Annotated in this window: 17 protein-coding genes, 1 rRNA gene and 1 pseudogene; 9 read left to right on the top strand and 10 right to left on the bottom strand. The window is 60.5% G+C overall.

Annotation, left to right across the window (positions count from 1 at the left end):
- The first annotated feature begins 5 nt into the window (after positions 1–5).
- Together speA and KUL77_RS08870 are read left to right on the top strand one after the other, a co-directional pair.
- Positions 6–1,892, top strand: coding sequence for an arginine decarboxylase (gene speA, locus KUL77_RS08875; RefSeq protein WP_297145920.1), 1,887 nt, complete (start codon positions 6–8; stop codon positions 1,890–1,892).
- Positions 1,893–1,913: 21 nt separating this feature from the next.
- On the top strand, positions 1,914–2,279 hold the full coding sequence (locus tag KUL77_RS08870; RefSeq protein WP_297145918.1) for a DUF6164 family protein: 366 nt from the start codon (positions 1,914–1,916) through the stop codon (positions 2,277–2,279).
- 9 nt (positions 2,280–2,288) lie between these two features.
- Here KUL77_RS08870 and KUL77_RS08865 read toward each other — a convergent pair whose 3' ends face one another.
- From KUL77_RS08865 to radC, 6 genes are all read right to left on the bottom strand, one after another.
- Complete coding sequence (locus KUL77_RS08865) at positions 2,289–2,930, bottom strand: AAA family ATPase (protein WP_297145915.1); 642 nt, start codon at positions 2,928–2,930, stop codon at positions 2,289–2,291.
- 3 nt (positions 2,931–2,933) lie between these two features.
- Positions 2,934–3,290, bottom strand: a complete 357-nt coding sequence (locus tag KUL77_RS08860) for a type II toxin-antitoxin system prevent-host-death family antitoxin (protein WP_297145911.1) — start codon at positions 3,288–3,290, stop codon at positions 2,934–2,936.
- A 66-nt stretch (positions 3,291–3,356) separates the two neighbouring features.
- Positions 3,357–4,118 (bottom strand): SDR family NAD(P)-dependent oxidoreductase, encoded by a 762-nt coding sequence (locus tag KUL77_RS08855; protein ID WP_297145907.1) that lies wholly within the window; start codon positions 4,116–4,118, stop codon positions 3,357–3,359.
- A 33-nt stretch (positions 4,119–4,151) separates the two neighbouring features.
- Positions 4,152–4,904, bottom strand: a complete 753-nt coding sequence (locus KUL77_RS08850; RefSeq protein WP_297145904.1) for an SPOR domain-containing protein — start codon at positions 4,902–4,904, stop codon at positions 4,152–4,154.
- Positions 4,904–6,592 (bottom strand): arginine--tRNA ligase, encoded by a 1,689-nt coding sequence (argS, locus tag KUL77_RS08845; RefSeq protein WP_297145901.1) that lies wholly within the window; start codon positions 6,590–6,592, stop codon positions 4,904–4,906. The genes KUL77_RS08850 and argS overlap by 1 nt, the downstream gene beginning before the upstream one ends.
- A gap of 77 nt (positions 6,593–6,669) precedes the next feature.
- Positions 6,670–7,344 carry a DNA repair protein RadC gene (radC, locus tag KUL77_RS08840; protein WP_297145898.1) on the bottom strand — a complete coding sequence of 225 codons (675 nt, stop codon included), beginning with the start codon at positions 7,342–7,344 and terminating at the stop codon, positions 6,670–6,672.
- 96 nt (positions 7,345–7,440) lie between these two features.
- Here radC and coaBC point away from each other — a divergent pair.
- The 3 genes and pseudogenes from coaBC (at position 7,441) to KUL77_RS08825 (ending at position 11,523) form a co-directional block, all read left to right on the top strand.
- A pseudogene (gene coaBC / locus KUL77_RS08835) lies at positions 7,441–8,663 on the top strand (bifunctional phosphopantothenoylcysteine decarboxylase/phosphopantothenate--cysteine ligase CoaBC).
- Entirely contained in the window at positions 8,660–9,121 is a 462-nt protein-coding gene (dut, locus tag KUL77_RS08830; RefSeq protein WP_297145897.1) for a dUTP diphosphatase, read from the top strand. The pseudogene coaBC and the gene dut overlap by 4 nt, the downstream one beginning before the upstream one ends.
- An 11-nt stretch (positions 9,122–9,132) precedes the next feature.
- A complete protein-coding gene (locus KUL77_RS08825; protein WP_297145894.1) occupies positions 9,133–11,523 on the top strand; it encodes a phosphomannomutase/phosphoglucomutase in 2,391 nt (796 codons plus the stop codon).
- A 50-nt stretch (positions 11,524–11,573) separates the two neighbouring features.
- On the opposite strand, the gene KUL77_RS08820 is transcribed toward KUL77_RS08825, so the two are convergent.
- Together KUL77_RS08820 and pyrE are read right to left on the bottom strand one after the other, a co-directional pair.
- Complete coding sequence (locus tag KUL77_RS08820) at positions 11,574–12,281, bottom strand: hypothetical protein (protein ID WP_297145892.1); 708 nt, start codon at positions 12,279–12,281, stop codon at positions 11,574–11,576.
- A 30-nt stretch (positions 12,282–12,311) separates the two neighbouring features.
- Positions 12,312–12,962, bottom strand: coding sequence for an orotate phosphoribosyltransferase (pyrE, locus tag KUL77_RS08815; protein WP_297145889.1), 651 nt, complete (start codon positions 12,960–12,962; stop codon positions 12,312–12,314).
- Between the two features lie 107 nt (positions 12,963–13,069).
- On the opposite strand from pyrE, the gene KUL77_RS08810 reads away from it, so the two are divergent.
- Entirely contained in the window at positions 13,070–13,870 is an 801-nt protein-coding gene (locus KUL77_RS08810) for an exodeoxyribonuclease III (RefSeq protein WP_297145887.1), read from the top strand.
- Positions 13,867–15,210 carry an MFS transporter gene (locus tag KUL77_RS08805; RefSeq protein ID WP_297145885.1) on the top strand — a complete coding sequence of 448 codons (1,344 nt, stop codon included), beginning with the start codon at positions 13,867–13,869 and terminating at the stop codon, positions 15,208–15,210. Before KUL77_RS08810 ends, KUL77_RS08805 begins: the two co-directional genes overlap by 4 nt.
- Here the strand turns inward: KUL77_RS08805 and KUL77_RS08800 are convergent.
- Both KUL77_RS08800 and KUL77_RS08795 read right to left on the bottom strand, forming a co-directional pair.
- Positions 15,198–16,325 (bottom strand): anhydro-N-acetylmuramic acid kinase, encoded by a 1,128-nt coding sequence (locus tag KUL77_RS08800; RefSeq protein ID WP_297145882.1) that lies wholly within the window; start codon positions 16,323–16,325, stop codon positions 15,198–15,200. The two genes, KUL77_RS08805 and KUL77_RS08800, sit on opposite strands and share 13 nt — an antisense overlap.
- A 32-nt stretch (positions 16,326–16,357) precedes the next feature.
- Positions 16,358–17,797 carry a M23 family metallopeptidase gene (locus KUL77_RS08795; RefSeq protein WP_297145880.1) on the bottom strand — a complete coding sequence of 480 codons (1,440 nt, stop codon included), beginning with the start codon at positions 17,795–17,797 and terminating at the stop codon, positions 16,358–16,360.
- 181 nt (positions 17,798–17,978) lie between these two features.
- On the opposite strand from KUL77_RS08795, the gene tyrS reads away from it, so the two are divergent.
- Positions 17,979–19,190, top strand: a complete 1,212-nt coding sequence (gene tyrS / locus KUL77_RS08790) for a tyrosine--tRNA ligase (RefSeq protein WP_297145877.1) — start codon at positions 17,979–17,981, stop codon at positions 19,188–19,190.
- A gap of 518 nt (positions 19,191–19,708) precedes the next feature.
- Positions 19,709–19,818 (top strand): 16S ribosomal RNA (locus KUL77_RS08785); the annotation flags it as partial.

Raw genomic sequence — 19,818 nt, 5'->3', positions numbered from 1 at the left:
CTGCAATGTCCTCTTGGTCGCTTGATCTTGCGCGTAAAACCTATTCGATCCCGCATTGGGCGGACGGCTACTTCGATGTGGATGCACAAGGACGCATCATGGTGCGCCCCACCGGTGCGCATGGGCCAGCGCTGGCGCTGCCGGAGATCGTTGATGCCTCGCTGGCGCAGGATGGCAACCTGCCGGTATTGGTGCGCTTCCCAGAAATTTTGGGGCATCGTCTTGGCAAGCTGCAGGCCGCGTTTGCACAGGCGCAAAAAGATTGGAACTACAGCGGTGGTTATACCGCCATCTACCCGATCAAGGTCAATCAGCACCACGGCGTGGCCGGCACCCTGGCCAGCCATCACGGTGAAGGCTTTGGGTTGGAGGCGGGCAGCAAGCCTGAGCTGATGGCGGTGTTGGCGCTGTCGCGGCCCGGCAGTACGGTTGTGTGCAACGGCTACAAAGACCGCGAATACATCCGCTTGGCGCTGATTGGGCGCAAGTTAGGGCTGCAGACGTTTATCGTCATCGAGAAACCTTCTGAGCTGAAAGTGGCGTTGGAAGAAGCGGCCGCACTAGGTGTGAAGCCGGGGTTGGGTGTGCGCATGCGGCTGGCTTCGTTAGGCTCAGGCAAATGGCAAAACAGCGGTGGCGATAAAGCCAAATTCGGGCTCGACCCGCGGCAACTGCTGAACCTGTGGAAAGAGCTGCGCGATAGCGGCATGGGCGATTGCCTGAAGCTGCTGCACTTCCACATGGGCAGCCAGATTTCCAACGTGCGTGATATCGCGGCGGGTATGCGTGAAGCCACTCGTTACTTCGTTGAGTTGTCGCGGCTTGGGGCTAAGATCAGCCATGTCGATGTCGGCGGCGGCTTGGGGATCGATTACGAAGGCACGCGCAGCCGTTCATACAACTCCGTGAATTACGGCATTCATCACTATGCGTCTAGCATCGTGCAGCCGCTGGCGGAAGCCTGCCAGCAAGAAGGGCTTGTGCCGCCGCGTATTCTCACCGAATGCGGCCGTGCGATGACGGCGCATCATGCGGTGCTGGTGACCAATGTCACCGAGGTCGAGCGTGCGCCGGAAGGGCGTGTGCCCGAGTCTCATACGGATGAGTCGCATCCGGTGCGGCAACTGCGTGAGCTGCATGCCGAGATGCACGAGCGCCCGGCGGTGGAAGTGTTCCACGAGGCCGCACATGCGCATGCAGAAGGTTTGACGCTGTACACATTGGGCCAGCTGGATTTGATCCAGCGCGCACGTATCGATGACCTGTTCTACGCCATCGCGCACGCGGTCAAAGCGCGCCTGACGTACGACGAAAAAAGTCATCGTGATCTGCTCGATGAGCTCAACGAACGGTTGGTGGACAAATACTTCGTCAACTTCAGCGTGTTTGAATCGATGCCCGATGTGTGGGCGATCGACCAAGTGTTTCCCATCGCGCCGATTGAACGCCTCGATGAAGCACCTACCACGCGTGGTGTCATTTGTGACCTCACCTGCGATTCTGACGGCAAGATCGACACCTATGTGGAAAACGAAGACCTCGACACGTCGCTGCCGCTACACGCGCTGCGCAAGGGTGAAAATTACCGGCTCGGCTTCTTCTTAGTTGGCGCTTACCAAGAGATTTTGGGTGACATCCACAATCTGTTTGGCGATACCGATGCCATTGAAGTGCGCAGCACCGAAACAGGCTTTGCCATCACTCGCCAGCGGCGTGGCGACACCACCGATGTGATGTTGGATTACGTGGGCTACCAACTGGCTGATCTGCGTGCCGAATACAACGCCAAAGTCGATGCCGCGCAGCTGCCCACCGAGGAGAGCGAACGTCTGAAAGCTGCGCTAGAAGCGGGGCTAACGGCCTATACCTATTTGGATGACACGCCGCAGTAATGTGGCGCGTAGGAATTACTCGTGGCCAAGCTATTATTGAATTTACGCAATGTCCCTGACGATGAAGCAGACGATGTGCGTGCGCTGCTGGATGCTGAGAAGATCGCGTATTACGAAACCAAGCCTAGTCTGTGGGGCATCACTGTTGGTGGGGTCTGGATCAAGGACGATGCCGATATAGACCAAGCCAAGCGCGCTATGGCGGCGTATCAAACGCAGCGCGGTGCGCGTGCACGCGCCGAGTACGCGGCGGCCAAGCAAGACGGGACAGCAGAAACCTTTGCCACGGTGCTGCGCGCTAACCCGGCCCGCGTCGTGCTGACCTTCTTGGCTATCGTCTTTGTGCTTGGGCTGATGGCGCTGCCGGCGGTGCTGTTACTGCGCTGATGTAACGCCTTAGCGCGATCGCGCCTGTAGTTGCAGCGCTGCTTCCACAATGGGTTTCGCCCAATGCGGCGTATCGCGCAGTGCTTCAATGGTGTGTGGATGCGTAATCAGCCCATGTTCCATTTGCAGCAGCAAACGCGGGTTGGGCATGGGCTGGCCGGGAATGGCGTCGATACTGTTGTCGTACACTTGCAGCTGGCTGAGCAGCGGCAGCAGTGCAATTAGGTTTTTGCGCGATGTTTCGTAGCGCTCACGGACTTTGGCTTCAGGTATGTCATGCCCTCCGCGTGAGACACGCAGCTGGATGCGGGCAAGGTGATGTTCTGGCGAATCCAGCCCGGTGAACCACATCAGCACATCGTGGGTTTTGCTGGCTTCGCGTAATTTCGCGGCAATCGTCGTGCCGCCCAGCGTGGTTTCAAAGGCGTAATCACGACCGTAGGCAAGTGCGGCATCCAGTTGGCGGACTCCCTGTTTCCACGCGGCTGCGTTGGCCTCTGCTAGTGCGGTGCCAGTGGCTGCGATGAGTTGCCGGGTGAATGTGTCGGGGTTGAACCACGTCAACCCCTCCTGTGTGAGTAGGCGCTCACCTGCTGTGCTTTTGCCTGCGCCGTTGACGCCTGCCAACACAAAAATCAATGGCCGCGTCACGGCTTAAAATTCATCACCAGTGAAAATTTTGCCGTCAAAGTTGATAGGGCGGCGTAGGATGCCTCGCAGCTTTTCGCGTGCTTCCGGGGTCTGCAGCACCTTCATACGTTCATCAAATTGGTGACTTAACTCGTCCAGTGCGGCCTGCTTGCGCACACGGGTTTCGAGTGCTTCTTGCAGTAGGTCATCATAGGCTTCGGCAGACAAGACAACCGCCTCTGGCCGCCCGTGATTGGTTACCAGTACCTTGCCCTCGCGGTGCACGGTGGCCATCACGCCACGCCAGCCCAACTTTTTTACATCGGAAGCGGGCGTGTGGGGTAGATCCTCCAATAACTTGGGTGCTAACACAGCATTCATAACAGCCCCGTTTGTTCAGAGTAAGGTCAATATACCCCTTTTGGTAATTTTTGCCTGAATTGGAGATTAGCCCTGCCGATACACCTGGAAACCTGCAAACGACTGCGAGGTCGGCATTAGTTCGATCCGGTTGATGTTCAGATGCGGCGGCTGGCTGGCCACCCAGAAAATCGTTTCGGCGATGTCATTGGCGGTCATTGGGTTGGCCCCGCCGTACAGCGCATCGGAGGCGGCTTGGTCGCCGTGGGTGCGCACGACAGTGAACTCGGTTTCGGCCATGCCGGGTTCAATCGCGGTGACGCGCACACCGGTGCCGTGCAGGTCGGTGCGCAGGTTCAGCGAAAATTGGCTGACGAAGGCCTTGGTGCCGCCGTAAGCATTGCCGCCGCTATAGGGGTAGAGGGCGGCGGTGGAGCTGATATTGATGATCGCCCCCTTGCGCGCAATGAGGGTGGGCAGCAGGGTATGGGTCAGGGTCACCAGTGCGGTGATATTGGTGTCGATCATGGTGCGCCAGTCGGTAAGGCTGGCCTGCTGGGCAGGCTTGGTGCCTTGCGCAAGGCCCGCGTTATTGACCAAAAGATCGATCCCGGCAAAGCGCTCGGGTAGGGTGGTGAGCGCGGCACGCATTGCGGCTTCGTCACGCACGTCAAAACAAGCGGTATGTAAGTTATCGCCCAATTCGGCTTGCAATTCGGCCAAACGCTCGGCGCGGCGACCGGTGGCAATGACCTGCCATCCGGCAGCGATAAAACGACGGGTGGCGGCGCGGCCGAAGCCAGCGGTGGCGCCGGTAATAAGTGCGGTGCGGGGAGACGTAGTATTCATCCCCGCATTCTACGACCAAGAAATCGGTGGTCGTTAGTTGGTCTTCACCGCCATCGCTTGCAGGCCGCCGCTGCTGAGTTTGGTCTTGGCGTCGGCGAGTTCTGAGGCGCTTCCATACGGCCCCATGCGCACGCGATAAACCGTCTTACCGCTGATCTGCGCCGATTCCACGCGCGCGGAAAGGCCGAGCATCGCAATTTTGGCTTTAACCGCTTCTGCATCACCCGAAGCGCCGAAGGCGCCCGCTTGCAAGATATAGCGCGCTTCCGCTGCGGTCGGCTTGCTGGACGCTGCACTACTTGCTTCAGATGGGGGCGTTTCAGGGGTTTGTGCGGCAGTGGTGTTTGCCGCTGCGGCAGGAGGCGTTGCTGTAGGGGCCTCGGTGACCGGCGCGGGAAGCGTGTCGGCGGGCTTATTGGCCTTGGCCTGTGCATCTGCTTCGGCTTTGGCGCTGGCGGCAAGCTCGGCGTCGGTCATGGCGACTTCTTGCCCCGGCAGCAGCGTGTAGAAGTCGTACTGCGTGGGCTTCGGCTTCTCGCTGTCCGGTTTGCTCGCGGGCGCCACGTCGGGCGCGATGGCCTCGCCTTCTTCGCTTACCGCAGCGGGTAGCGCGTCGGGGTTGGGTTTGGGCCGGAAGAAGCCGTCGCCGCTATCGGATTTCAAATAGCGGGGGAGCAGGAGCACGGCAAGTAAGGTCAGCACCACGCCGATGACCAGCCAAGCCCATCCGGGCAGGCCGTTAGAGCCATTGCGTTTAGCCTGCGATTTTCCGCGACGCGCCGCCATTACATGCGCTCCGGGGCGGACACGCCGAGCAGGTCAAGTCCGTTGGCCAGAACCTGCTGGCAGGCCAGCGCCAGCGCCAGCCGTGCGTCGCGCAGGGCGGCATCTTCCACCAGCACCGGGCTGGCGTGATACCAGCCGTGGAAGGCATTGGCCAGCTCGCGCAGGTACTGCGCGACCAGATGCGGCTCCAGCGTGGCACCAGCAGCTTCCACCACCTCGGCGTAGCGCGACAGCTCGCGCAGCAGCTCCAGCGCCGGTGCATCGTCGAGCCGGTGCAAATTGGCCGCGCCGTTGCCGGCATCGTGCGGCATGTTCTTCTCGCCGGCCTGACGCAGCAGGCTGCAGACGCGGGCGTGCGCGTACTGCACGTAGTAGACCGGGTTGTCGTTGCTCTGCGAGCGCGCCAGGTCGATATCGAAGGTCAGCTGCGAATCCGGCTTGCGCGCCACCAGGAACCAGCGGGTGGCATCGCGCCCGGCTTCGTCGATCAGGTCGCGCAGGGTGAGGTAGGAGCCGGCGCGCTTGGACAGCTTCACTTCTTCGCCGCCGCGCATCACCGTCACCATCTGGTGCAGCACGTAGTCCGGGTAGCCGGCCGGAATGCCGCAGTCCAGCGCCTGCAACCCGGCCTTCACCCGCGCCAGCGAGCCGTGGTGGTCGGCGCCGAGTTCGGTGACGGCGCGGGTGTAGCCGCGCTGCCACTTGGACAGGTGATAGGCCACGTCCGGCACGAAATAGGTATAGCTGCCGTCGGACTTGCGCATGACGCGGTCCTTGTCGTCGCCGAAGGTAGTGCTGCGCAGCCACAGCGCGCCACCCTCTTCATAGGTATGCCCGGCGGCGGTTAGCGCGGCCACGGTTTCCTCGACCTTGCCGTCGCTGTACAGCGAGGATTCGAGGAAGTAGCGATCAAAGCTCACCCCGAACGCGGCGAGGTCTTCGTTCTGCTCGCGGCGCAGGTAGGCCACCGCGAACTGACGGATCGCGTCGAGGTCATCGGCGTCGTTCTTGCCGGTGATGGTCTGGCCTTCCACTTCCACGCTGTCACCGCGCAGGTAGCTGGCGGCCACATCGCCGATGTAGTCGCCGTTATAGGCATCGGCTGGCCACTGCGCATCGCCGGGCTTGAAGCCCTTGGCGCGGGCCTGGGTGGAGATGGCGAGGTTGTTGATCTGCACGCCAGCGTCGTTGTAGTAGAACTCGCGCGCCACGTTCCAGCCATTGGCGGCCATCACCCGGGCGATGCAGTCACCGATCACCCCGGCGCGGCCGTGGCCGACGTGCAGCGGGCCGGTGGGATTGGCCGACACATATTCCACGCCCACGGTGACGCCCTTGCCGCTGGCATTGCGGCCAAACGCCGCACCGGCAGCGTGGATATCACGCACCTGCTGCTGCCAGGCGGTGGCGGTGAGGTGGAAATTGATGAAGCCGGGGCCGGCGATCTCGACCTTGGCGATCGCGTCGCTCACGGGCAATGCGTCCACCAGCTGCTGCGCCAGCGCGCGCGGGTTGCTCTTGGCCGCCTTGGCCAGCAGCATCGCCGCATTGCAGGAGAAATCGCCGTGCGCGCGCTCTTTCGGCCGCTCGATCACAAAGTCAGGCGAAGCAAGGTCGGAAGGTAAGGTGCCAGCGGCACGCAGGGCGGTTAGGCCTTGCTCGATCAGGGCGCGGAGTTGAGCTTTCACGAAAAGAGGGCTGCGTATCAAACGACCTGTCATTGTACGCGAGGCGGCCGCCGATCTCAGAACCGATGCTTAGCGGCTCACACCATGCCAAGCTCGGCCATGGACGTAGGCGCACCGTCGCCAATGACAAAATGATCCAGCAGGCGAATATCCACCAAGGCCAGCGCTTGCTTGATGCGCGTGGTTACGGCGCGGTCGGCGGCGCTGGGTTGTGGGTTGCCGCTGGGGTGGTTGTGGCCGAGGATGGCCGCAGCCGCCCCATGCGCCAGTGCGCGTTGCACAACAATGCGCGGGTGCACTTCAGCGCCATCAATACTGCCGCGAAAGAGTTCTTCAAAACCCAGCGCCCGATGCTGGGTGTCAAGATAAAGTACGGCAAAAACCTCGTGGCGTAGCCCACGCAGGCGTTGGCAAAAATAGCGCCCGGCGGCATCTGGCCTTGCCAGCGCCTCACCGCGCTGCAGCTGCGCAGCCAAGTGCCGCTGCCCCAGCTCAAGTGCTGCTGCCAGCAGGCAGGCACGCGCTGGGCCAATGCCGCGTAGCTGGGTAAGCGCGTTGGCGTCGCGATCGAGCAGCTTACGCAGGCCGTCGTAGTTGCTTAAAAGGGTACGGGCGCAGCTCACGGCGTCCTGCCCGGCACGGCCAGAGCCAAGGAAAAGCGCCAGCAATTCGGCATCCGACAGGCTGCCGGGGCCACGGGCCAGTAATTTTTCGCGGGGGCGTTCGGCCTCAGGCCAATCTCGGATATGCATGCAAGCAGATTGCATGAACAAAAATGCGCCAGATAGCGGAACTTGCCCCGGCATCAGGTAAGCTGGTGCTTTGGACTAAGGTCAGGGAACGGCCCGATGCAGGCTCCGTGTTTTCCGAATGCTGGCTACCGTGTGCTGCTCTGCGTCAGCGGCGGTATTGCTGCGTATAAATCGGCCGAATTGGTGCGCCGCTTGCGTGACGCCGGGGCCGATGTGCAAGTAGCGATGACCGAAGCCGCGCAGCGATTTGTGGGGCCGCAAACATTTCAAGCCTTATCGCACCACCCGGTACGGGTCTCCCTATGGGACGCGCAGGCCGAAGCGGCGATGGGGCATTTAGAATTGGCCGGATGGGCGCAGCAGGTCGTCGTGGCCCCAGCCACCGCGAATACCTTGGCGAAACTTGCGCACGGGCTTGCCGATGATTTAGTCAGCACGCTCTGTTTGGCCACCGAAGCGCCGCTGGCCGTGGCCCCGGCCATGAATCATCGTATGTGGAAACACCCCGCAACTCAGGCCAATATCGCCACCTTGCTCGCGCGCGGGGCGCGCTTAATTGGGCCAAACGATGGCCCGCTGGCCGAAGGTGAGTCTGGCCCTGGCCGAATGGCGGAGCCTGCACAAATCGTGGCCGCACTGGGGGCAAAGGTATGACACAGTTCGCAGGTGTACGTATCGTGGTCAGCGCAGGGCCCACGTTTGAAGATATTGACCCGGTTCGGTTTTTGGGCAACCGCAGCAGCGGAAAAATGGGGTTTGCCATTGCCGCAGAAGCGGCGCAGCGCGGTGCCGATGTCGTGCTGGTGGCTGGCCCCGTGCAGCTGCCTACTCCTGCAGGCGTGCAACGTAGCGACGTGCGTAGCGCGGCGCAGATGCACGATGCAGTCATGGCTGCACTCCCGTGCGATGTTTATATCGGCGCGGCGGCGGTGGCCGATTTCACTCCGGTGGCGCCGCTGTCGAACAAACTGAAAAAGCGTGCAGGGCAAAATACGCTGACCTTAGAACTTGTGCAGACCCGCGATGTCCTCGCCGATGTGGCCGCTCACAGCCAGCGTCCACGTTTAGTTATAGGGTTTGCCGCAGAAACCAACGACGTGTCCACCTATGCGCGCGGTAAGCTGGAACGCAAGCGGCTGGATATGATCTGCGCAAATCAAGTGGGCTTGCCGGGCAGTGGTTTTGAAAGCGACGATAACGCGCTGTTGGTCATCGAGGCGAGCGCGGAGCGCGCGCTGGGCCCCGCACCGAAAACGGTGTTAGCAGGGGCGCTGTTGGATTTAATTGGAGAACGCTTGATGCAGGGGCAAAAGTGGTGAGTACACACCAGCTGCAGGTCAAACTTTTAGATGCACGCTTTGGCTCCACTTGGCCACTGCCCGCCTATGCCACCGAGCACAGCGCCGGTCTTGATTTACGCGCCGCGCTGGATGCGCCGCTGAGCCTGGCCCCAGGTGAAACTCAGCTGATACCGTCGGGGCTTTCGATCTACATCGCCGATCCGCATTTGTGCGCCGTCATCCTGCCGCGTTCGGGGCTGGGCCATAAGCACGGCATCGTGCTCGGCAATGGCACTGGTTTGATCGATGCCGATTACCAAGGCCCGCTGATGATCAGCACGTGGAATCGCAGCGATACGGCTTTCACAATTGAACCGGGCGACCGTATCGCCCAACTGGTGCTGATGCCAGTGGTGCATGCGAAGCTGCAAGTCGTGGATACTTTTGAAGAAAGCGCGCGTGGTCAGGGTGGCTTTGGCCACACCGGCGTGCGTTGAAGGGGGAGAACATGGGGTTGTTTGGCTTAGGGAAAAAAACACAAGACGCAACGGATGCGGCCGACGACGAAAAGTCGCAGCTGCAGTTTGATCCGTTGCAGGCAGCACGGGCGCTACCGTGGCTCGTGCTGTTGCTGGTTGCATTCGCACTATGGAGCCTGGTGGCAGGTGCGCTGCGTCAGCGCGATGAGAGCCGTCAGCATGCGCTGGAGTTCGCGCGGGACAATGTCGCGATGGCCGTGCGCCGCACCATCAATGAGCAGCGGCAGAAGCTAGGCGCTCGTCTTTCCTCCAAAGAATTTATTGCCGCCGCCAAAGCCGGTGACCGCGCTACAGCCGCTAAAGCACTCAAGGCCGGGTGGGACGACGTGCAGCGCAGCGAGCTTTGGCCCGCCGATCTTGACACGCTCTATCAAGGGTTGCCGCGCAGCGGTTTTGGCGCGCTAGCGGTGGCCGAAGACGCCTTGTTAGACAATAAAACCGCGGAGCGGGTTGTGCAGTCGGGTGGGGAGCACCGGCTGGCGCTGGCGGCGGCTGTGCAAGGGGCTGCGCCATTCGTGGCCTACATTGAACTGCCAATCACCCGCCTTGCCAGCGGCGTAGAAGGGCCACGCCTACCCGAAAACACCTATCTCGCACTGCGCCAAGGCCAGCGCAGCGTGATCGAGCGCGGTGATACAGCGCTCAATGGTGCCGCCGAGGCGTTGGGCGTCAAAGTACCCGACTCGGATCTACGCATCGCTGCAGCGGTTCCGGATTTTGTTGCCGCACCGTTTGGCGTTAGTGGCATTACCGCACTGGTGATGGGCGTGCTGCTACTGCTAGCGGCGGCCGGGCTGTGGTTCAAGCTGCGGCCGAAACTGCTGGCGATGGGCGGTGTGGTGGAAGTGGAATCGGGCCCCACCTTGGCCGACTTGCAACAGAACCAGCCGGTGACAAAAGCCAAAGCGAAGGCAAAAGCCGCGTCGAAAGACCCATCGGCGGATACCGACGACACGCAGACAGAAGCCAAGGTACGCGTGGTCATCGATCATCGCATCTTCCGCGCCTACGACATCCGTGGCATAGTCGGCAAATCACTCGATGCTGGTGTGGCGGAATTGATCGGCCAAGCCATCGGCTCGGTGATGGCCGAACAAGGATTGGATTCAATCGTGGTTGGCCGTGACGGCCGCCTGTCTGGGCCAGAACTATCGGAAGGCCTGATCACAGGGCTGCGTAAAGCCGGGCGTCATGTCGTTGATATCGGCATGGCACCCACGCCGGTGGTGTATTTCGGAAGTTATCACCTGCACACCGGGTGCTGCGTTGCGATTACCGGCAGCCATAATCCGCCGGATTACAACGGCTTCAAAATCGTGGTGGGCAGCGAAACGCTAGCGGGCGATGCCATCAAGGATCTGTACGCCCGCATCGCGGAAGATCGCTTATTGGAATCAAAAGTACGTGGCGATCTGGACGAGCGCGATATCAGCGAAGACTACGTGCAGCGCATCGCCGACGATATTCAGATTGGCCAACGCCTGAAAGTGGTGGTGGATGCCGGAAACGGCGTGGCGGGCGGCATTGGGCCGCGCGTGCTGGAAGCTATTGGGGCGGAAGTTACGCCACTGTTCTGCGAGATCGACGGCACCTTCCCCAACCACCACCCAGATCCCAGCGAGCCGCATAATTTGGAAGCACTGATCCAAATGGTGGAGCGTTTGGACGCGGATCTAGGCGTGGCCTTCGACGGCGACGGCGACCGTTTGGGCGTGGTCACCCGCAGCGGGAAAAATATTTTCCCAGATCGTCTGCTGATGCTGTTTGCCGCCGACGTGCTGGAGCGCAACCCCGGTGCGGTGATCGTGTATGACGTGAAGTGCACCAGCCGCCTGCCCACCCAGATCCTGCGCCACGGCGGTAGCCCACTGATGTGGAAAACCGGGCATTCGCTGGTCAAAGCGAAGATGCGCGAAACCGAGGCCGCACTGGCCGGCGAGATGAGCGGGCACTTCTTCTTTGCCGAACGCTGGTTCGGGTTTGATGACGGCATCTACTCCGCAGCGCGTTTGCTGGAGATTTTGGACGTGCGCGGAGAAGCGCCAGAAGCCGTCTTCGACGCCCTGCCGGATGGTGTTTCCACACCGGAGATCAAGGTCGCGTTGCCGGAAGAAGGCGACCCGCACGAGTTTGTCGAACGCTTCCGTCTGACCGCAGGGTTCGATGGTGCGCGGCTCACCACCATTGATGGCGTGCGCGTAGACTGGCCAGACGGCTGGGGTCTTGTGCGCGCATCCAACACCACCCCGGTGCTGGTGATGCGGTTTGATGCCGACAATAACAGTGCTGTAGCGCGGATCCAGCAGGCCTTCCGTGACCGCCTGCTGCAGCTTGAACCTAAGCTAGAGCTGCCGTTTTAATAATGAAAATTGCTGCGCTGCTTTGAGCAGCGCAGCGTCAGTAAGCCTAGTTAGTTCTTAACAGGCGCAGCCGGTGCTGGTGACGTAACAGGCGGCTTGCCTTCCAGTGCTGCCCGCATGCCGCGATAGCGCTCCAGCGAACTTTGCAGCTCTTGGCCAAGCGCGGCGCGATCGGATTCTTGCACCAGCAAGATCTGTTTCTGCCGGAGCAGTTCGGCGTGCTGCTGCAAAATAGAGTCGGTGAGTTTCTTGGTGACGGGCGCGCCACTGAGTTCTTGGTCACCGGCTTGGCGCAGCAGCGAAAGCAGGCTCAGGCGCAGGTTGGCCACGCCCAAACGGCTTGCTTTAAGCGTTTCATCCAGCAGCGCGGTGCGCTCGCCGTAGGCGCGGCGCAAGTCTTTCTCGGTCATATACGACTCGATCATGGCCAAGTCGCGACGTTTTTGCGTGGCGTCTTGTTCGGCCTGATCGCGCGCTGCATCTGCGGCTTGGGCCGCAGCGCTGCGCTCTTCATCGGTCAGTGCGCGGCCCACTACCGCGGTGGTCATGCCACTTTTTACGCTGAATTCGGTGCGCGCACTGTCCACCGCAGAGGCGGGCAGGGCGTCGCCGCACACCTGCTTGCCGCCTTCATTCCAGCAATAAATTTTCTTCTCAGTAGGCGTTTTGGTTTGCGCAAAAGTCGCGCCCGCTGCAAGCAGCGTGAGTGCAATCAAAATTCCTTGGGTGGTGCGATGGGTGTTGCAATGACGTTCCATGATGTCCCCCTGCGACGAACATTAAGCCTATCAGGCAATCCCGTAGCGTGCGCGGTAGGCAAGCAGGGCATTACGATGGGCGGAAAGCGTGTGGCTGTCGTTGGAAAACGCAAGCAGGTCGGCCAACCCGGCCACGGCAATGACAGGAATCTGGTGCTCACCCGCCACCGACTGCGCCGCAGAAAGAGCAGCGTCTTCCTGTACGCGTTCTTGGCGATCCAGTGCAATCACAATCCCCGCTGGCCTGCCGCCCGCGGCCGCAATAATCCCCAGCGCCTCGCGAATCGCCGTGCCAGCGGTAATGACATCATCCACAATCAGTACGCGCTTGCCCTCCAGCGGTGCGCCAATCAGGCTGCCGCCTTCGCCATGCGCCTTGGCTTCCTTGCGGTTGAACGCCAACGGCAGATCACGGCCGCGTTTTGCGTATTCGCAGCCCAGTGCGGTAGCCAGCGGAATGCCCTTATAGGCGGGGCCAAATAACAGATCGAACTCTAGGCCTGCCGCATCCACTGCATCGGCGTAGCAGGTGGCAAGTTCGGCCAAGGTTGCGCCAGAGTTAAACTGCCCGGCGTTGAAAAAATACGGGCTGACGCGCCCGGATTTGAGGGTGAATTCACCAAAGCGCAAGGCGTCGGCGCGAAGAGCGAGCTGTAAAAAGCGGGTGCGATGGTCGGTCATGGGATAAAAAACGGCGGTTCAACCGCAAAGCGTACAACATACGTCGCGAGACGGCTGCTTGAACCGGCTATGCTTGTCGGGTTTTCACCCACTTTGGGCGCACGCGCATGCGAATTTTGAGTTTCAACGCCAACGGCCTGCGTTCGGCGGCAAGTAAAGGTTTTTTTGAATGGTTGGCGCAGCACGATATCGATGTGTTGTGCGTGCAGGAAACCAAGGCGCAGGAACACCAGCTGGGCGATGCGGTGTTCCAGCCGGGCGGCTACCAGCGCTGGTTCAAAGATGCACAAAAAAAGGGCTATAGCGGCGTGGCGATCTACAGTAGGCGCGCGCCGGATGAAGTGCGCACAAGCCTAGGATGGGCGCCGTTCGACGATGAAGGGCGTTATATCGAGGCGCGTTTCGGTAATCTTTCTGTGGTGAGCTTTTATATTCCCTCCGGCAGCTCTGGCGAAGAGCGCCAAGGCTTCAAAGAAGAGGTGATGGCTTGGCTCAAGCCGATCATGGATGGCTGGCTGGCCAGCGGCCGCGAGTACGTACTCTGCGGCGACTGGAACATCGTGCGCGCCAAGAATGACATTAAAAATTGGACGGGGAACCAGAAAAATTCCGGCTGCCTGCCGCACGAGCGTGCTTGGCTTAGCGGAATGATTGCCGACGCCGCCCACGATGGTTTGATCGTGCCACCCGCACAGGGCTGGAAAGACGCCTTCCGTGTGGCCAAACCCGATGCGGTGGAGTACTCGTGGTGGTCGCAGCGCGGCGCTGCGCGGGCCAATAACGTCGGTTGGCGAATTGACTACCAGATCGCCACGCCGGGTATCGCCGCAACGATTCGTGCCGCCGAGATATTCCCAGAACCGAAATTCTCCGACCACGCGCCTTTGCTGGTGGAGTACGACGAATGAGCGTAGCGCATAAGCAAACCTTTGCCGATGTCGTGCGTGCGCTACGGCGGCCTAAAGTACTGGCGATGCTGCTGTTGGGTTTTTCCTCCGGGCTGCCGCTGTATTTGGTTGGCAATACCATGGGCTACTGGATGCGCGAAAACGGTAGCGAGCTATCGGCTATTGGTTTTCTGTCGTGGGTGGGGCTGGCCTATACCCTGAAGTTTTTGTGGGCGCCCATCATCGATAAAACCAATGTTCCGCTGCTGGGACGGCTGGGCCACCGGCGCGGCTGGATGCTGCTCTCGCAGCTGATCGTGGCGGTGGGGTTGGCGGGGATGGCCATCGTGCAGCCGCAGGGTGGGCTGGTGGTGTTCGGCGCACTGGCACTGATGGCTGCATTTGCATCGGCCACGCAAGACATTGTGGTGGACGCTTGGCGGATCGAGATCGCCGACGATGCCGAAGAGCTAGGTCTGCTCACTTCCGGTACCCAGTTCGGCTACCGCAGCGCGCTGTTGGTCACCGATGCGCTGATCCTGATCCTCGCCACCTATATCGGCTGGGCGCTGTCGTATTGGGCGATGGTGGCGCTAATGGGTGTAGGCGTCGCGGCGGTGCTCCTGCTGGCGCGTGAACCTGCTGCCTCACAAACCCCCAAGGTGCGCGAGCATGCGCCGTTATGGACGCTCTCCGGGCTGTGGGACGCCATCGCCGGGCCGTTTATCGCCTTCTTCAAAACGCACGGCAAGTGGGCGTTACTGATGCTGGCGGCGATCAGCCTGTATCGGCTGCCGGATTTTGTGATGGGGCCGATGAGTAACCCGTTTTATGCCGATATCGGTATCAGTAAGGAATTTGTGGGTGAAATTCGCGCCTCGATCGGGCTGGGAACATCAATGCTCGGAATTGCGGCAGCGGGTATAAGTGCGGTGCGGTTTGGCTTTGTGCCAACCCTGCTCGCCGGTGCCATTCTCGGCCCCGGTTCGAACGCCGCCTTTACCTGGGTGGCCTATGCCAGCGGCGATCACAGCGTGTTTGCCGTGGCGATGGCCATCGACGGCTTCGCCACCGGCTTTGCCGGAACCGCGCTGGTGGCCTATATGTCCAGCCTCACCAGCGTGGGCTATACCGCGACGCAATATGCCTTGCTCAGTTCCTTCTACGCACTGCTAGGAAAGCTTCTGAAAGGCTTCTCCGGGGTGGCGGTGGAGCAACTCGCGCTGGGCCGGAGTCTTGCCGAAGGCTACGGCTTATTCTTCCTTGGCACCGCATTGGCGGGTATTCCAGCGCTGCTGCTCTGTCTGTGGCTATCACAGCGGATGCGCACTGCGCCTGCAGCGGGCGTTCAAGCAGGGTAGCGCGCCCCCAGCACGCGCAGGCCGCGCGCGCCGGTCACTGCAGGGAGGTTGCCGGGGCGGCCCGCGAGGTGTTCACGCGCCAGCCAAGCAAACGCCATGGCTTCGACGAAGTCCGGGTCCAGCCCGTGCGCGGCGCTGGATTCAATAATCGAATTCGGTAGAACTTCGCGGAGCGCCTGCAGCAGCTGCGGATTGTGCACCCCGCCACCGCAAACGATCACGCGCTGGGTGTTGGGCTGGCTGTGCTGCAGCGCGTCGGCCACGCTGCGCGCCGTCAGCGCCAGCAAGGTGGCCTGCACATCGGCGGGGGCTTCAGCACCGCGCAATGCAGCTTGCACCCAACCCAAGTGGAACTGATCGCGCCCGGTGGACTTCGGCGGAGGCATGGCAAACCAAGGCTCGGCCAGCAGGCGCGCCAGTAGCTCAGTATCCACATGGCCTTGTGCGGCGAACGCACCGCCTACATCGTAAGGCTGGCCGGTATGGTGCAAGCACCACGCATCCATCAAGCCATTGGCGGGGCCGGTATCGAAGCCGCGCACCGCTCCTTGTGCGGGGAGCAAGGTGACATTGGCAATCCCCCCTAGGTTGAGGATGGCGCGATCTTCGCTTGGTGTGTGCAAAATCGCAGCGTGAAAGGCCGGGACGAGGGGCGCGCCATGCCCTCCGGCGGCCACGTCGCGGCGGCGAAAGTCCGCCACCACTTGAACACCGCAGTGTTCAGCAATGATGTTGGCATCGCCCAGCTGCAAGGTGAAGGGCGCGTTGCCATGCGGGTGGTGGCGCAGTGTCTGGCCGTGTGAACCAATCGCCAGAACGCACTTGCGCGCGATGCCTGCTGCATCCATCAGGCTGGAAGCGGCCTCAGCAAACGCTTGGCCAATGCGCGTATCCAACGCCCCTACATCGTCTAACGAGAGCGTGTGTGCGTGCTGACCCAGCGCGACAAGCTGCTGGCGCAAATCAGGCGTCCAGCCATAGGTATGGCCAGCGATAAGTTCCGGTCGTGCCTGCGCGGCAGTGCCCTGAAAACGCACCAGTGCGGCGTCGATACCGTCAACGCTGGTGCCGGAAATCAGGCCAAGGAAAAGGTCGTTGTGAGTAGGGTCGGTCATGCGATGCAGTATCGCATCGCTGCCAAATTTACTCAGCCCTTCTTGCGGGTAAGCGTGGGTGTCGGTGCACTCGCCACCCGGCTACCGTCATCCAGCTGGAATACCACGTCTTCTACTTCGCGAATCTTCTCAAGCGCACGTCGGGTCTCGCCCTTGAAGGCCACTAAATCGCTACCGACCAACGGCGTCGGCGGCGGCAAGGTCATCTTCAATGGGTTCATATGCACGCCATTGACGCGGAATTCATAGTGCAAATGCGGGCCGGTGGACATGCCGGTGCTACCCACATAACCGATCACCGTGCCTTGCGCCACGCGCTGCCCAGCACGAATGCTGGCAAAGCGCGACATATGCCCATACAGCGTGGTTTTACCGCCGCCGTGGTTCAAAATCACCGCATTGCCATAGCCGCCTTTACGGCCCACAAATTCCACCTTGGCATCACCTGCCGCCATGATGGGCGTGCCGGTACCGGCCGCGTAGTCAATCCCCATATGGCCGCGCATACGCCCCAGCACTGGGTGTTTGCGCATCCCAAAGCTCGAACTAACGCGTGCATAAGGAATGGGCATACGGATGAAGGGACGCTTGAGTGAACGCCCATCCGGAGTGAAGTATTCAGGCTTGCCATCACGCATATAGCGGAACGCGCTCTTCAGCTTACCATCGACGGTAAACGTAGCCGCAAGCACCGGACCGGTGTCGGACAGCTGGCCATTTTTCCACGTTTGATCGACCACCACGCTGAAGCGGTCGCTCTCTTTCAAATCAGAATCGAAGTCGATGTCGTACTTGAACATCTCGTCAGTGAGTTGGTTCAGCTGACGGCTGCCCAGCCCCAGCTTGCGCGCAGACGCAAATAGCGATTTACCCACTTCGCCGGTCAGCACCACAGTGCGGGTGGTGATTTCCACCGGCACGGCGCGTTCGCGCAGCGCGTCACCGTTGAATTCAAGCTCAATTGGGAACTCGCCCACACCGGGGCCCGGCTCTAGGCGCATCGCGCGCACGCTGCCATCACGCGGCAAGTTGAAGCTCAGCGCAGTCCCCGGGCGCAGTTTGCGCAAGGTCGGCTTGATCTTCGGGTGCTGCATCACTCGCTCAAGTTGGTCATACGGAATGCCCAGCTCTTCGAAGACACCACTGAGAGTCTGGCCCGGCTTGAGCGAGACCGACTGCCAGTTGTCGTCCGTGGATTTCCCGGCCAGTGCGCTGGCTTTCGGTAGCGTCAGCGATAGCGTCATCCGCTGCGCTTTGGCGCTCATCGTGGAGTCAAGCAGATTCGAGAAGCCCGGCACAATGGCCACCAGCAATACGCCCATCGTGGTGACGACGCTGGCGTGGGCCCATTGGCGACGCGTCCAGCGGCCTTGAAACGGATGCTTCTTGGGCGGGGTAACGGGGTGATCCGCATTGGCGCGGGCGCGTTCTAAGTTGTCGCGCCGTACGGCGTCGTGATGCAGATCCGTCATATGATCGTCCCCTGCGTGTAACAAAATCTATCGGCGGGTTACCATAGACACCCGAAAGGCCCGCGTCAACCCGTTGAATCTACAAATGTTTTTGAAGATCACAGTTTAACGGTGGGCTAACGCCTTCTTTAAATACATGAATGCGCGCCTGTAGTGGTGTGCGCCTCGGAGAACCACAATCGTGTCGGAATTACAGCAAGCCCTAGACCTTATCGCGCGCGGCAGCGATGAAATCCTCAAGCGTGAAGAGCTTGAAGCGCGTCTTAAGTTGGGACGCCCACTGCGAGTCAAAGCGGGATTTGACCCCACCGCGCCCGATCTGCATTTGGGGCATACCGTTCTACTCAATAAGATGCGCCAGTTCCAAGGCCTAGGCCATCAGATCATCTTCTTGATTGGCGATTTCACCGGCATGATCGGCGATCCGTCCGGCAAGAACGTTACCCGCAAGCCGCTATCGCGTGAAGACGTACTAGCCAATGCCCAGACCTACGCCGATCAAGTCTTCAAAGTGCTCGACAAAGAGCGCACCGAAATTCGCTTCAATAGCGAGTGGTTCGGCAAGATGTCGGCCTCCGACATGATTCGCCTTGCCGGCCAGCACACCGTGGCGCGCATGCTCGAGCGCGACGACTTCGCCAAACGCTATGCCGCGCAGCAGTCGATCGCCATCCACGAATTTCTCTACCCGCTGGTGCAAGGCTACGACTCAGTGGCGCTGAAGGCCGACGTGGAACTGGGCGGCACCGATCAAAAGTTCAACCTGCTGATGGGGCGTGGCCTACAGGAGCACCATGGGCAAGCGCCACAAATCGTATTGACCATGCCGCTGCTGGAAGGTCTTGATGGCGTCAATAAGATGAGCAAATCACTGGGCAACTACATCGGCATCGCTGAGCCTGCCATCGACATCGTCATCAAAACGATGAAGATTGGCGACGACTTGATGTGGAAGTGGATCGACCTGCTCAGCTTCGATATTGGAATAGACGAAGCCAAAACGCTGCGTGCTGAAGTCGAGGCTGGGTTAAACCCGCGCGATATCAAGCTACGCCTCGCGCGTGAGCTGGCCGCCCGCTTTCATGATGCAGCGGCGGCGGAGCAGGCTTTGGCGGGCTGGCATGCCGCGGTGCGCGGCGAGGGCGACCTCTCTTCTCTGCCGCTGCAAGATGTTGCGGTACCTGCAGAAGGCGTGCGCATCGCGGCGCTGCTCACCGCGGCTGGGATTACGCCCTCTAACTCAGAGGCAAATCGCAAGCTCAAAGAGCGCGCAGTAAAAATTGATGGCGAAATCTTTGAAGACACGGCGCGCCTGTTTACGCCAGGGTTCGAGGGCGTAGTCGCGGTGGGTAAGCGCAATTTCGCGCGCATCCGCCTAGTAACAAGCGCTTGAGGGTAGAAAGCTGAATGCGGGCTCAATATCTGCATTCATTTTGAAAAAAAAGACTTCCCAAAACCGAAAAACAGGCGCATGATTCGCCTCCCTTCTGGAGCGGGCTGCGGTTTGCAGCGGAAGGGGCCGACAAGGCGGCGAAATGAAGTGTTGACAAACACGGAAAGTTCGCTAAGATGTGCGGCTCACTCAGGCGCTTCGGCAGAATGAGTGAAACGAAAAAAAATCGCTTCGGCGTGTTGACAAGTTGAAAAACTTCGGCATAATGGGCGGCTCACTCGGACGCTACGGCGACGGGGTGAACAGGGAAAGGCGCTGAGGCCCAACCCGATGATCTTTGACAGTGTGCGCAGGTAACTTGTGCGGGCGTCTGGTAATGGATAGTTGTCCATAGCAGACGTTCGAACAGAACCTCAATTCTTATAAGTATTCGTACGCAAGTACAACGTACAGCGAGTAATTGGGACTGGGAGAAATTCTGCATTTTTAAGCATTAGAAGCTTCGGCTTCGAAAACTTTAAGTGAAGAGTTTGATCCTGGCTCAGAGTGAACGCTGGCGGCAGGCCTAATACATGCAAGTCGAACGGCAGCACAGCTTAAGCTTGCTTAAGTGGGTGGCGAGTGGCGG

This window comes from Thermomonas sp. (genome assembly GCF_019104945.1).
GTDB lineage: Bacteria > Pseudomonadota > Gammaproteobacteria > Xanthomonadales > Xanthomonadaceae > Thermomonas.
Note: the sequence above shows the minus strand (reverse complement) of the source record. Positions and strands in the feature narration are given on the sequence as shown.

Coding starts and splice junctions, on each gene's coding strand:
- KUL77_RS08810 (WP_297145887.1), top strand. CDS start 13,070: ATGCGAATTTTGAGTTTCAACGCCAACGGCCTGCGTTCGGCGGCAAGT.
- KUL77_RS08805 (WP_297145885.1), top strand. CDS start 13,867: ATGAGCGTAGCGCATAAGCAAACCTTTGCCGATGTCGTGCGTGCGCTA.
- radC (WP_297145898.1), bottom strand. CDS start 7,344: ATGCATATCCGAGATTGGCCTGAGGCCGAACGCCCCCGCGAAAAATTA.
- KUL77_RS08850 (WP_297145904.1), bottom strand. CDS start 4,904: ATGGCGGCGCGTCGCGGAAAATCGCAGGCTAAACGCAATGGCTCTAAC.
- KUL77_RS08800 (WP_297145882.1), bottom strand. CDS start 16,325: ATGACCGACCCTACTCACAACGACCTTTTCCTTGGCCTGATTTCCGGC.
- KUL77_RS08825 (WP_297145894.1), top strand. CDS start 9,133: ATGGGGTTGTTTGGCTTAGGGAAAAAAACACAAGACGCAACGGATGCG.
- KUL77_RS08820 (WP_297145892.1), bottom strand. CDS start 12,281: ATGGAACGTCATTGCAACACCCATCGCACCACCCAAGGAATTTTGATT.
- KUL77_RS08795 (WP_297145880.1), bottom strand. CDS start 17,797: ATGACGGATCTGCATCACGACGCCGTACGGCGCGACAACTTAGAACGC.
- KUL77_RS08860 (WP_297145911.1), bottom strand. CDS start 3,290: ATGAATGCTGTGTTAGCACCCAAGTTATTGGAGGATCTACCCCACACG.
- KUL77_RS08855 (WP_297145907.1), bottom strand. CDS start 4,118: ATGAATACTACGTCTCCCCGCACCGCACTTATTACCGGCGCCACCGCT.
- speA (WP_297145920.1), top strand. CDS start 6: ATGTCCTCTTGGTCGCTTGATCTTGCGCGTAAAACCTATTCGATCCCG.
- pyrE (WP_297145889.1), bottom strand. CDS start 12,962: ATGACCGACCATCGCACCCGCTTTTTACAGCTCGCTCTTCGCGCCGAC.